At 44.5% G+C, this 13,469-nt stretch carries 11 protein-coding genes; 8 read left to right on the top strand and 3 right to left on the bottom strand.

All coding sequences use genetic code 11. The features are described from left to right. Positions 1-23 precede the first annotated feature (23 nt). The 7 genes from R7E47_RS04235 to choV all read left to right on the top strand — a co-directional run bounded on the left by R7E47_RS04235 (position 24) and on the right by choV (position 9,699). Positions 24-2,045, top strand: a complete 2,022-nt coding sequence (locus R7E47_RS04235) for a tetratricopeptide repeat-containing diguanylate cyclase (protein WP_081008327.1) — start codon at positions 24-26, stop codon at positions 2,043-2,045. A 605-nt stretch (positions 2,046-2,650) separates the two neighbouring features. Continuing rightward, complete coding sequence (gene betI / locus R7E47_RS04230) at positions 2,651-3,250, top strand: transcriptional regulator BetI (RefSeq protein ID WP_064369302.1); 600 nt, start codon at positions 2,651-2,653, stop codon at positions 3,248-3,250. An 18-nt stretch (positions 3,251-3,268) separates the two neighbouring features. Continuing rightward, positions 3,269-4,729, top strand: a complete 1,461-nt coding sequence (gene betB / locus R7E47_RS04225; protein ID WP_206970150.1) for a betaine-aldehyde dehydrogenase — start codon at positions 3,269-3,271, stop codon at positions 4,727-4,729. A gap of 180 nt (positions 4,730-4,909) precedes the next feature. After that, on the top strand, positions 4,910-6,625 hold the full coding sequence (gene betA, locus R7E47_RS04220) for a choline dehydrogenase (protein WP_005373209.1): 1,716 nt from the start codon (positions 4,910-4,912) through the stop codon (positions 6,623-6,625). Positions 6,626-6,661: 36 nt separating this feature from the next. Continuing rightward, complete coding sequence (locus R7E47_RS04215; protein WP_017820327.1) at positions 6,662-7,600, top strand: choline ABC transporter substrate-binding protein; 939 nt, start codon at positions 6,662-6,664, stop codon at positions 7,598-7,600. Between the two features lie 75 nt (positions 7,601-7,675). Further along, positions 7,676-8,518, top strand: coding sequence for a choline ABC transporter permease subunit (gene choW / locus R7E47_RS04210; protein WP_005392552.1), 843 nt, complete (start codon positions 7,676-7,678; stop codon positions 8,516-8,518). A gap of 2 nt (positions 8,519-8,520) precedes the next feature. Then, positions 8,521-9,699 (top strand): choline ABC transporter ATP-binding protein, encoded by a 1,179-nt coding sequence (choV, locus tag R7E47_RS04205; protein ID WP_318083835.1) that lies wholly within the window; start codon positions 8,521-8,523, stop codon positions 9,697-9,699. 95 nt (positions 9,700-9,794) lie between these two features. On the opposite strand, the gene R7E47_RS04200 is transcribed toward choV, so the two are convergent. Next, a complete protein-coding gene (locus tag R7E47_RS04200) occupies positions 9,795-10,451 on the bottom strand; it encodes an NAD(P)H-dependent oxidoreductase (protein ID WP_033906455.1) in 657 nt (218 codons plus the stop codon). 243 nt (positions 10,452-10,694) lie between these two features. Here R7E47_RS04200 and R7E47_RS04195 point away from each other — a divergent pair, with 243 nt between their 5' ends. After that, positions 10,695-11,129, top strand: a complete 435-nt coding sequence (locus R7E47_RS04195) for a globin (protein WP_318083833.1) — start codon at positions 10,695-10,697, stop codon at positions 11,127-11,129. A 41-nt stretch (positions 11,130-11,170) separates the two neighbouring features. Here the strand turns inward: R7E47_RS04195 and R7E47_RS04190 are convergent, their stop codons facing one another. Together R7E47_RS04190 and R7E47_RS04185 are read right to left on the bottom strand one after the other, a co-directional pair. After that, positions 11,171-11,953 carry a slipin family protein gene (locus R7E47_RS04190; RefSeq protein ID WP_005382637.1) on the bottom strand — a complete coding sequence of 261 codons (783 nt, stop codon included), beginning with the start codon at positions 11,951-11,953 and terminating at the stop codon, positions 11,171-11,173. Positions 11,954-11,963: 10 nt separating this feature from the next. Next, complete coding sequence (locus tag R7E47_RS04185) at positions 11,964-13,340, bottom strand: NfeD family protein (protein ID WP_033906456.1); 1,377 nt, start codon at positions 13,338-13,340, stop codon at positions 11,964-11,966. Positions 13,341-13,469 lie beyond the last annotated feature (129 nt).

Genomic DNA, 13,469 nt, shown 5'->3' with positions numbered 1-13,469 from the left:
CACTATTTCATTCGCTTAGGACGATGCCGCTATTATTGGGGTGTCTGTGTTTTTCTGTTCAGGCCTCCACAGAAAAGGTGGAACAGGAAGGTAAGTTTTTACAGTCGTTAGAAGGCATCGAAAATCAAATTTACGCATTACCTCAGAGTTCTTTAGCTTTGATTGAAGCGTTAGAAGAAGAGTCTTTGCTACAAAACCAACCAACAGCGCTGTTGGTGCGTTACTGGCTTGCCAAGGCCACGGTTTTAGAGCTGCTAGGGCGCGTAGAAGAGAGTCAGAGTGTCGTTCAAAAAGGATTGGAGCTTGTGCGTCCACAGAGCCATGAGTATCTCCTGTTTAAGTTGATTCAGATGCGAACTATGGTTGGAAAGAGCGATATCGATACCGCGCTTTCTGCGTTGGATAGCTTGTTGGAAACATCGCGTGAGAATGGTGATAAGCAACTTGAATCAGAAATCCTGTTGCTAAAAGGACGCTATTACGATGAGCAAGGTGAGTTTAAAAAATCTTATGCTGCACTTATGTCGTCCATGGATGCGGCTGAATCTTCAGGTGTTCACGGGCTGGTAGAACGTGCAGCACTAGAGCTAGGTGACGTACTTGTCAAAATTCAGGGTTACGACCGATCTGAGGCGCTTTTGGAACAAGCATATCGCTATTTTAGGGATAGGCGTATGTCGTTCAATGAGTTGTTGAGCGTTTTGACGATAGCGAAACTTCATAAAGCACAGTTCCAATACGAAGAGGCGATAGCGTCATATCAGCGAGCGTTAAAGCTGGCTCAAATTATCGGTGATGGACGCTTTAGATTTCGAGTTAACCTTGAACTTGCAGCTTTATATCGCGAGACGAATCAAGAAAAGAAGATGGTTAACCACTTGAAGCTGGCGGAGAATTTACAGTACAGAGAAACGTCTAGCGCGTATTTGGCAACATTTAAGTTGTTACAAGCCGAATATATGTTAGAGCAGCAGCAATTTGAAATACTTTTAGCGATGATCGCGCCAATGCTGCCGGAGATTATAGAGAGTCGATACGTCAAGCAACAGCAAATGGAGCTACTAAAAGTCGCCGCTATGGCCTATGCGGGGAGCAATGACTTTAAACTAGCATTCGAAACTTACGGTAACTATCACGATAAATTTATCCAATTTAGCAATCAAAGAGAAGTTGAAAATCTTGAGCGCCAGCAGACGTTATTTGAATTGGAACGACTTGAATATGAGAACGAAGATCTCAACTGGAACAATGTGTTGCAGCGTATGGAGCTAGAAAATAACCGTCGTACTTTTTACTTATTGGGTGAAGCGCTACTTGCGCTCATCGGTGTTCTATTTTTGATGGCGGTAGTATTTCTCGTCGTCAATCGCTCGCGTTTGAGAATGCGTCGCCTCGCAAAGACAGACACATTGACAGGGTTGTTCAATCGCCGTTTTTTAGAGGACTGGTTCACTAAGCCAGTAGAAGTGAGGCGTGAGCGAAAAGAGAAACCGGTACCTCAATCTAAGCAAGAAAAGATACAACACTTTGTTTTTGAGCAAGTCGAGCAAGTTAAGTACGGTTATCTAGCTTTAAATAAATGGGTAGATAGCAAACTCGATAAACAGAAAATGGTGCCAAATAAACCACAATCGGGGCCAGTAACTTTAGCGTTAATCGATGTGGATTATTTCAAGCAGGTAAATGATACCTATGGGCATGTGTTTGGAGATACCGTACTAACGGGCGTTGCCAAAGTGTTGGAGGAAACTGTACGTGAGAACGACATTGTTGCTCGCTTTGGTGGTGAAGAGTTTGTTGTTGTTATGCCCAATACAGACCATAAAAACGCCCTTATTACTGCAGAACGTTTACGTAGCGCTTTATCCCTACATGGCTTTGTTACGGAACAGAAAGAAGAAGTGAGAGTGACCTGTAGTTTTGGAGTCGTTACCACTGAAGATAATGAGATGAGTTTTAAATCACTTTGCGATCAGGCCGATAAATTGCTTTATCAAGCGAAAGCGAACGGACGCAACTGCGTGAAAGGTCGCTCGCTAGCGTAACAGAAATCAAAAGTTCAGGCTCATCGCACGATGAATCTGAACTTATCCCTCCCATTTACTTTGATAGCCAAGTGACTTTGAGATCCTTGTTTCGAATATAAAACGCTGAATCTAACATCTTAAAGTCACTTGGCGATATTACTTAAAAATGGCTTAAGGATATCGAATCGCATATTCATGGCGTTCAATATAACCTCTCTTTTTGCCTTCTTCACCTTCAAAGTGCGAATGCCACTTGTGTCTACAAAACTATAACAAACTAGTGTGTCTATTCTTTGTACAAATAAACCGTGTACAGGTGAAATGATTAGTGGTCGATATAAATTTTTTGTGGCACAGATTTTTGTTGTTCAAAAATAAACTCGTTCATAATCGTTTTAAAAATAGATCAATAGTTAACTATTTGATTTTGTTTATCTTATTTGTTTGTTCTTAAACTGAAATCTAGTTGTCCCGACAAGTTCTTGCCGAGTAATTTTTCGTACACCCTCAACTTTTCATCCTTTTTTACTAACATTTTTCTTTAAAAATAATTTGAGTTCGAATTAATTTTCAGGCATTTTATATTTAACTAACCGTTCAATTAAAAATAACAGGGACGCAAAATGCCAAAGGTGGGGATGCCTGAAATCAGAAAACCGCAGCTTGTGAAAGCGACAATGTCAGTGATTGATAGAGTCGGTTTACACGCGGCGAGTATTTCGTTAATCAGCAAAGAAGCCGGTGTATCAACGGGGATTATCAACCACTATTTCGGTGGTAAGCACGGATTGCTGGAGGAAACGATGCGAGAAATCTTGCGTCAGCTTTCGTCCACTATCACACAGAAGTTACGTGAGCTGCCAAGTGATGCTCATCACCAAAGAATTAACGCCATCATTGATGGTAACTTTGTCGGCTATCAGGCAGAAAACCAAGTTGCTAAGACTTGGTTGGCGTTTTGGTCGTACTCAATGCATGACGAGCAGCTCAAGCGTTTGCAGCGTGTCAACGAACGACGTCTATTGTCCCACCTAAGAAAAGAACTCAAAGCATTATTAAATGCAGAGCAGGCTGAATTGGTTGCTCATGGTATTGCATCACTTATTGATGGAATTTGGCTGCGCGGAACGCTCAACCCGCAAGGCATTGATGCAGAAAGAGCGAGAGTCATCATCAACGATTATCTCGAAAAACAACTTACGTTTTATTCTGAAAAAATATAAAAGTTACAGGTCTTCAAAATGGAAATGAAAGCACACTATATCAATGGTGCGATGTACGACGGGTGTTCAGATGAACACTTCACCACTTACAATCCGGCGAATGGTGAGCCATTGGCCAACATTAAACAAGCGAACCAAGACGATCTTCAAGCAGCGATTGAATCGGCAAAGAAAGGTTTTGCTGCATGGTCGGCGATGACTGCGATTGAGCGCAGCCGTATTTTACACAAAGCCGTTGCCATTTTACGTGAGCGTAATGACGAGCTGGCTGCATTGGAAGTGGCAGATACTGGTAAGCCCATTCAAGAAGCTATCGCGGTTGATGTCACAACAGGTGCCGATGTTCTTGAGTACTACGCTGGCCTTGCTCCAAGTCTACAAGGTGAACAGCAGCCACTCAGCGACGATCAGTTTTTCTATACACGTCGTGAGCCATTGGGCATTTGCGCGGGTATTGGCGCTTGGAATTATCCAATTCAAATTGCGATGTGGAAATCGGCGCCAGCACTGGCTGCGGGCAACGCAATGATCTTCAAGCCATCAGAAGAAACACCATTAACGGCGCTTAAGCTCGCCGAAATTTATTCAGAAGCGGGCATGCCAGATGGCGTATTTAATGTCGTGCAAGGGGATTACCGAGTAGGACAGATGCTAACGGCGCATCCTGATATCGCAAAAGTGTCATTCACGGGTGAGTCAGGCACCGGTAAAGTCGTCATGAGTGACAGCGCTAAGACACTAAAACAAGTAACGATGGAGCTTGGTGGTAAGTCTCCACTGATTATTTTTGATGATGCGAAGTTAAACGATGCCGTTTCTGCGGCCATGGTGGCGAACTTCTACACCCAAGGTGAGGTTTGTACGCACGGTACACGTGTATTTGTCCATGAAGGTATTTATGACGACTTTATCGCACAGCTTAAAGCCCGAACCGAGCTGTTAGTCGTCGGCGATCCGCTTGATGAGAACACGCAAATTGGCGCGCTAATCTCTAAAGATCATGAATCGAAAGTTCTAGGAGCGATTGAAGCCGCGAAAGCGAGTGGCGCGACGTTACTGACTGGCGGCTACAAAGCAACAGACAATGGCCTAGCCAATGGTAACTTTGTTGCTCCAACCGTATTTGTTGATTGCGATGATGATATGAGCCACGTTCAACAAGAAATCTTTGGCCCGGTAATGTCAGTTCTGAAATTCCGCGATGAGTCGGAGGTGATTGCGCGTGCAAATGGCACCGATTATGGCTTAGCGGCAGGTGTATTTACTCAAAACCTATCTCGTGCGCACCGTGTGATCCATCAAATTCAAGCGGGTATTTGTTGGGTGAACACATGGGGTGACTCACCTGCGGAAATGCCAGTTGGCGGCTACAAGCAATCAGGTGTTGGCCGTGAAAACGGAGTTGAGACCCTTAAGCATTACACACAAACGAAGAGTGTTCTGGTTCAGCTAAGCGACTTCGAAAGCCCTTACAAATGATACTACTCATAGTAGATAACTGACCACTTTAGCTTGTTAAAATGCTCGATAACTACGTTGTCAATTTTGATTGTAGGTTAACTACTTATCAAAATTTCCGCCTTGTTCTCAAGCATTTTTCCTACGCTAATTTCGTTCACTTATCTAGGGTGATTAGTATTAACTCCTAGGAGAATAAAAATGCAACAACACTACGATTACATCATCGTCGGTGCGGGTTCGGCCGGCTGTGTGCTAGCGGATCGCTTAAGTGAAAGTGGTCAAAATTCGGTCCTATTACTCGAAGCGGGTGGGTCGGATAAAAGTATTTTTATCCAAATGCCAACGGCGCTTTCTTACCCGATGAACACTGAAAAATACGCGTGGCAGTTTGAGACGGTTGAAGAGCAAGGGTTGGATGGTCGCCAACTTCATTGCCCTCGCGGAAAAGTTCTGGGCGGTAGCTCGTCTATCAACGGCATGGTTTACGTTCGCGGACACGCTTGTGACTTTGACCAGTGGGAAGAGGAAGGCGCGAAAGGCTGGAACTATCAGTCGTGTTTGCCTTATTTCCGTAAAGCAGAGTCTTGGATTGGTGGTGCTGATGAATATCGGGGCGATCACGGTCCAGTCGGCACATGTAACGGCAACGATATGAAGCTCAACCCGCTGTACCAAGCTTTTATTGATGCAGGCAAAGAAGCGGGTTACCCAGAAACAAAAGATTACAACGGTTATCAACAAGAGGGCTTTGGCCCAATGCATATGACCGTCGACAAAGGCGTACGCGCTTCGACCTCTAATGCATACTTAAGCCGTGCTAAAAAACGCAAAAACTTCACCCTAATGAAGAGGGTGACGGTTCATCGAGTTTTATTAGAAGAAACTGGTGCAGAAGGCAAGAAAGCGGTAGGCGTTGAATTTGAAAAGTCAGGTTCAATTCAGCAATGTTTTGCGAATAATGAAGTGATTTCGAGTGCGGGTTCGGTTGGCTCCGTTCAGCTGTTGCAGCTTTCAGGCATTGGCCCTAAGGCAGTATTAGAAAAAGCGGGCATTGAGGTGAAACACTCGTTGGAGGGGGTAGGTAAAAACCTGCAAGATCACTTAGAAGTGTACTTCCAATATCACTGTAAGCAACCTATCACGCTCAACAGCAAATTAGGTTTGGTGAGCAAGGGCTTGATTGGTACTGAGTGGATATTAACTCGCAAAGGCCTTGGTGCTACTAACCACTTTGAATCGTGTGCGTTTATCCGCTCTCGTGAAGGACTAAAGTGGCCAAATATTCAATATCACTTCTTGCCAGCGGCAATGCGCTATGACGGGCAAGCTGCTTTTGATGGTCATGGTTTCCAAGTGCACGTCGGACCTAACAAGCCAGAAAGTCGCGGGTCGGTCGAAGTTGTCTCTGCGAATCCGAATGATAAGCCGAAGATTGAGTTTAACTACATTTCCACTGAACAAGATAAGCAGGATTGGCGTGATTGTATTCGCCTTACTCGCGAGATCCTCAATCAGCCAGCCATGGATGAGTTTCGTGGGGACGAGATCCAACCCGGTCTGAACATCACAACGGATGAACAGATTGATGAATGGGTGAAGCAAAACGTCGAGAGTGCTTACCATCCATCTTGTACCTGCAAAATGGGCGCAGATAATGACCCATTAGCCGTCTTAAATGAGCGATGCCAAGTACGCGGTATTCAAGGCTTGCGTGTGGTGGACTCTTCTATTTTCCCAACCATTCCGAACGGTAATTTAAATGCGCCAACGATTATGGTGGCAGAACGCGCCGCGGATATGATTTTGGATAACGCCCTAGAAACGTCGAACAACGTACCAGTTTGGATTGCACCGGACTGGCAAGAGATGCAACGAATGCATCCGCCAAAAAGAGATCTCGATTCGATCTCATAAAATGAAAAAGTCAGTAATCATTACAAGGAATTCAACATGTCTAAGATGACAAAAATCTTCTCAACAATTGCACTAAGTACTTTAGCAACAGGCGCTTACGCCAACCAATGTGAAACGGTTCGTTTCGCAGATGTAGGTTGGACTGACATCACAGCGACCACTGCCGTTACATCAGAGTTACTTAAAGGGTTGGGGTACAAAACGAAGACCGATCTTCTGTCTGTGCCTGTAACTTACTCCTCTATGGCTAATGGCGATATCGACATTTTCTTAGGTAACTGGATGCCAACGATGGAAGGTGATATCGCGAAATACCGTGATGCAGGTACTGTTGAAACCGTACGCGCGAACCTCGTTGGCGCAAAGTACACGCTAGCGGTTCCAAAATACGTTTATGACGCAGGCGTAACCAACTTCGCTGACCTAGTAAAACATGCCGACAAATTTAAAGACCGCATTTACGGCATTGAACCTGGAAACGATGGTAACCGCTTAATTCAGTCAATGATTGATAGCAACGCATTCGGCCTAAAAGACTTCAGCCTAGTTGAATCCAGTGAAGCTGGCATGGTGTCTCAAGTATCACGTGCCGCACGCCGCAATCAATGGATTGTGTACCTAGGTTGGGCGCCGCACCCAATGAATAGTAACGTTGAAATGGAATATCTAGCGGGTGGTGATGACTTCTTCGGTCCTAACTACGGCGGCGCGAACGTCTACACAAACGTACGTAAAAATTACCTCGCTGAGTGTCCAAATGTAGGTCAGCTAGTGAAAAATCTAGAGTTTAACCTAGAAATGGAAAATGAACTGATGGAAGCGATTCTTAACCAGAAACAGAAGCCATCAAAAGCAGCGCAAGCATGGTTGAATGCAAACCAAGAGCAAATTGCAGCGTGGCTAGAGGGCGTGAAAACGGTGGATGGCCAAGATGCGCTAACAGCTATTACAAACTACTTAAAAACAAACGCTTAATAAGCAGTATTTGAGCTCGTTTTTTTAAAAGAAAGTGGGCAGTTTTGCCCGCTTCATTAACACAAAGGTTTTATTTTGAATTTTATTACGGACAACAAACTACCGTTGGGCCAATGGATGGAAACTGGCGTCGATTGGTTAACCATCAATGCATCGGGTTTTTTCGATGCAATCTCTATTACACTTGAAACGATCATTCTTTTCGTGGTGGACATTTTTAAATGGATGCCACCTGCAGCGCCAATCATTATGACGGCGGCAATTGCTTGGTTCTTACATCGCAGCATTCCTCTTGTCGTATTTATCGTGTTGGCCTTACTCGCAATTCTCAACCTTGGTTACTGGCAAGAAATGCTGGAAACCTTTGTCCTTGTGTTTGCAGCGACAACGATTTCCGTATTAATTGGCGTGCCGTTGGGCATTATGGCGGCGCACCGTCCTTGGTTATACACCTTGTTGCGGCCAATACTCGATTTAATGCAGACCGTCCCGACATTCGTTTACCTAATTCCAACCTTGGTTCTGTTTGGATTGGGTATTGTCCCTGGTCTAATCTCGACCATCATTTTCGCTATCGCTGCGCCAATTCGATTGACGTACCTCGGCATTATTAAAGTGCCGGAGGAGCTACTTGAAGCGGGTAAAGCATTTGGTGCCAGCCGCATGAAGTTGCTGTTTAAGGTGGAGTTGCCTGCGGCATTACCAAGTATTATGGCCGGTGTTACGCAATGTATTATGTTGTCTTTGTCTATGGTTGTCATTGCGGCGCTTGTTGGTGCTGATGGGCTTGGTAAGCCAGTCGTACGTGCACTGAATACGGTAAACATTTCACAAGGTTTTGAAGCTGGTTTAGCGATTGTACTCGTTGCCATCATTCTTGATCGCTTGTGTAAAGCACCAAACCAGAAGGAGGCATAATCATGGACGCTATTACTATTCAAAATCTTGATGTCGTTTTTGGTCAGCAACAAGCACAGGCGCTAGCACTGTTAGATCAAGGGAAGTCTCGACAAGAAATCATTGATGAAACTGGCCAAGTGGTTGGGGTTGATAATGTTTCGCTGAACGTGAAACAGGGTGAGATCTGTGTCTTGATGGGGCTTTCAGGCTCGGGTAAATCAAGTTTGCTGCGAACGGTTAACGGATTGAACGATATTTCTCGTGGCTCTCTGAAAATTAAAGATGGCGACGATATGGTTGAGCTCTCTAACTGTGACGAACAGAAGCTGCGCCACCTTCGTACGCACCGCGTGTCCATGGTGTTTCAGAAGTTTGCATTGATGCCATGGTTAACGGTGTTAGACAATGTAGCGTTTGGTCTAGAGATGCAAGGCATTGGTAAAGCTGAGCGCCGTAAAAAAGCGCGTGAACAGCTCGAAATGGTCGGTTTGTCTGAGTGGGAAACGAAATTCCCGCACGAGCTCTCTGGTGGTATGCAGCAGCGTGTTGGCCTAGCGCGAGCGTTCGCGATGGACACAGATATCTTGTTAATGGATGAGCCGTTTTCAGCGCTTGACCCATTGATTCGCGCTCAGCTTCAAGATGAACTGATTCTGCTGCAAGAAAAGCTAAACAAAACCATTCTTTTTGTGAGTCACGACTTAGATGAAGCACTTAAAATCGGTAACAACATCGCCATTATGGAATCAGGAAAGCTGATTCAACATGGCAAGCCAGAACAGATCATTCTTGCTCCAGAAAACGATTATGTGGCGGACTTTGTTGCTCACACTAATCCATTAAATGTGCTGAAGGGACGTTCCTTAATGCGTGACGATTTGGTTCGCGAAGATACGCGTGTTCTGATTTGCCCTGATAAAAATATTTGGGTGATACAAGAGAGCAAGGGGTTAAGTTTAGCGGATAAAGATAAATCGTTGATTCAATGGAAGAGCGACTCTTCGAACCTTGACGAAGTTAATGAAAACTCTCTGGTTCAGGTTAGCCCAGAAATCAGTATGCGAGAAGCGATTGAACTTAAACAGCGTAGCAATCAGCCTCTGCTTATGGTTGAAGATAATAAGCTGGTTGGTGTGTTAAGCGACAATGAGCTTTACGATGCATTGCTTGGTAATTTTAAGTCAGAGCAAGTTGCGTAAAGTTGACGCAGAACCAAGTAAAAAGAGCCGCACATTAGTGCGGCTCTTTTTAGTTTAAACAATGAGTTAAGTCGCTAAGCTAAGACAATGGTCGACTATAGAGTCGTAATTACCTCATCCATTGCAAGGCGTGCTTTTGGAAGACCATGATTGTAATCTTCCCCATCTTTATGGTAGCCAATCGCCAGCGCAACTTCACAAATATGGCCCTCGAGCTCTTCTTTAAACTCTTCTCCAATCAGAGCCGGATCGACACCTTCCATCGGTGTTGAATCAATGCCTAGTCGTGCCAATGTGTGTAGTAGGTTGCCTAGTGCCAAATAGACTTGTGCTTTTGTCCAGTTTCCGTTGAAGCCATTTTCGTCCGTATTTGCATCGGCAAAAGCGTAAGCACCCATAAAGTTGTTGTACATCTCCGCTGGCAAGTGGCCAGATGTTACTTCTGCATCCACACGTTTCGCAAATTTCTCTTTAGTAAATTTAGGATCGTAAGCAAACAGAATCGTATGTGATGCGGCTTTCGCGTGTGGTTGGTTAAACTGGTGCATATTTGCAAACGTATTGTGGAAACGTTGCTTCGCTTCATCACTTTCAATAACGATGAATTTCCATGGTTGTGAGTTGATAGAAGACGCCGACAAACGCAGTGCTGCTTTGATTATCGCCATGTCTTCTTGAGAAACGCGCTTGGTTTCATCATATTTTTTTGCAGTGTAACGGTTATTTAGATCGGTAATGATTTGATGGGACACGTTTATATCCTCTTTATGTGATGACAGATGAGGATGCACTAGCATCGACAACCATGCGTACCTCGAATATGGGTTCATGATAATGGATATTTTTTCATTGATAAGAGGGTGTTTATTTAAATCACTTTTTACTTTTTGTTGAAAATCGATGTGAGTTGATCGATTTGAAACTTAAAAGTCCTTATTTGGAAGCTTTTATTTGATATTAAATTAAACTCATATTGAGGAGTAGGGGAAAGCAACATGAACGTGATTGAAGTTTTTAATGATAGCTATGAACGTTGTACTTCAGATCAGGAGTTTTTCGACTTGTTCTACAAAAATTTATGGTCGAAAAGTGCCAACTTTAGACAGAAGTTTGACGGTATAGACATGCACCAACAAGTGAGAATGCTTAGAGGGTCTATCGTGTTTTTTATGATGGCAGATACCTCGACCGAAGCGCACAAAATGGTGGAAAAGTATGGGAAAAAGCATGCAAGTGCCGAAATTGGTATAGAGCCGCAGGATTTTGATGTTTGGCTTAAGAGTTTGTTAGAAACGGTTCGACAGTGTGATTCTGGGTACGATGCCGATGTTGAAACCGCTTGGCGAACATGCTTTAAAACGGGCTTAGAAGTAATGAAACAAGAATGTGATAAAGAAGATGGGCACATCCTTAAAGCGAGTACCAAATAAGGAAGTAACGTGAGCGGTCGTTACTTCCTAGGGGCAAAATCTTACTTATCTTGTGTTTCTTTATTCTTTTTCACCGCTTCGGCGATATCACTGACAGCTTCGACAAGATTGATCGGCATTGGAAAAATAATAGTGGATGTTTTGTCTGTAGTGATTTCAGTGAGTGTCTGCATGTAACGTAATTGCAGTGCATTCGGTGCTTCGTTGAGCATTTGCGCTGCTTCTTTTAATTTATTTGAAGCCTCTAACTCACCAGTAGCGTGAATGATCTTCGCCCTACGGTTACGTTCTGCTTCTGCCTGACGGGCTAGGGCTCTGACCATGCTGTCATTTAAATCAACATGTTTGACTTCAACCGTAGCAATCTTGATTCCCCAGTCATCAGTCTGTTGATCAAGAATGGATTGTAAATCCTTATTGAGGCGTTCTCGCTCTGATAGCAATTCATCGAGTTCATGCTGACCCAATACCGAGCGCAGCGTGGTTTGTGCTAACTGGCTGGTGGCATCGTTGTAGCTTTCAATATTGTTAATCGCCATTTGAGGATCGACTACGCGAAAATAAACGACCGCGTTGACGCGCACAGAAACGTTATCTTTTGTAATTAAATCTTGTGTCGGCACATCCAAAACGACAGTACGTAAATCAACCCTCACCATTTGCTGAATAAATGGGATAAGGATGATCAAACCAGGTCCTTTGACTTCTTGAAATCGACCAAGAAAGAACACAACCCCACGTTCGTATTCTCTCAAAACCTTGAACATTTGGGTCGCTAGTGCGAACAGCAGCACCACGATCACCGCAACGGTATAGAGCATCATAAAGCGCCTCCTATTTATTTTGGCGGTCATCAGGCATCACAGTTAAGGTCAGCCCTTTAACATTAACAATGGTGACGTGATCACCTTGTTTGAATTGTTGATGGTCTTTGGCTTTAGCTCGCCATAACGCACCGTTGAGTTGAACGCGTCCTTCGCCATCGATAAAGTCATCGCTTACCACGGCGACCTTCCCAGGGTATGTCTCTAAACCCGTCGTTACACGCCGGCGACGAATTTTGAGCAGCAGGCCGACGGTCAGCACGATTAGAGCCACGGAAAATATGGCAATACCAAAAATCAAAGGAAGGGCGATCTGGAATCCTGGTAACTCACTGTCCATGAGAAATATCGAACCGAGTACAAAGGCGACAACGCCGCCTAAGCCCAAAATACCAAAGCTCGGGCTGAATGCTTCCGCTATCATTAGTGCAATACCGAGTAACAGCAGACCAAGACCTGCGTAGTTGACGGGCATCATTTGTAGTGCGTACATGGCCAGAAGCAGACAAATCCCACCTAGCACACCGGGTAAGCCAATTCCTGGGTTGTAAAATTCAAGAAGTAAACCGTAGATGCCGATGAGCATTAGAATGTAGGCAACGTTTGGATTGGTGATAACGGCTAGCATTTCTGCTCGCCAATCGGGTGTTCTTTCAATCCATACGGGATTTTCCAGTGACAATGTCACATCACGATTGTTAACTTTAACAGTTTGTCCATTAATGGCTTTGACTAAATCCTCTGGTGAGTTGGCTATATAATCAATAACGTTTAATTCCAATGCCTCTGTGGCGTCCAAACTCGCTGCTTCGCTCACTGCTTTCTCTGCCCACTCTGCATTTCGGCCATGAAGCTTTGCTAAGCCTTTAATATAGGCTCTAGCATCATTAATCACCTTTTTCTCCATTGCGGTTTTCGCGGGAACTTTCTCTGAGCTTTCGTTGGTTCCTTCTGGCGTTTCTTCCGCGTTTTGATCTTTGCCATCATCCGATGAAGGGGGCTGAGGGGCACCACCTAACGCGACGGGCGTTGCCGCGCCAAGGTTGGTGGCTTCAGCCATTGCGGCAACGTGGCTGGCGAGTAAAATGTATGTCCCTGCGCTAGCCGCTCTAGATCCTGACGGGCCAACCCAAGTCGCAATTGGAGTGGAGGAGGTGGTAATCGCGTGAATAATATCTCTCATTGCACTGTCTAAGCCGCCTGGTGTGTCCATCTCTAAGATCACTAAACTGACACCGTTTAGTTGAGCTTCTTCTATTTCACGAGATAAATAGTCGCTAGTAGCAGGCCCTATAGCGCCTTTGACAGGAACAATCCAAACGGTATTCGCCAGTGCTTGACTGGCCATCAAGAGTAAAGGTAAGAACCATATCCATAGTCGTTTCATGCAGTCCTCCTTGTGTGGTCACAGGGACTTTTTGAAATCCTAATTCAAGTATATCCAAATAACTTAGAGATGCTTGAGTATAGGTTCTAATGAATAAGTTGCCGAGGCTAATTAGGAGACTACTTTTTT

Origin of the sequence: Vibrio sp. Vb1026 (assembly GCF_033338745.1) — a bacterium.
GTDB classification, from domain to species: domain Bacteria; phylum Pseudomonadota; class Gammaproteobacteria; order Enterobacterales; family Vibrionaceae; genus Vibrio; species Vibrio alginolyticus.
This window is presented reverse-complemented; position numbering and strand designations above follow the sequence as displayed.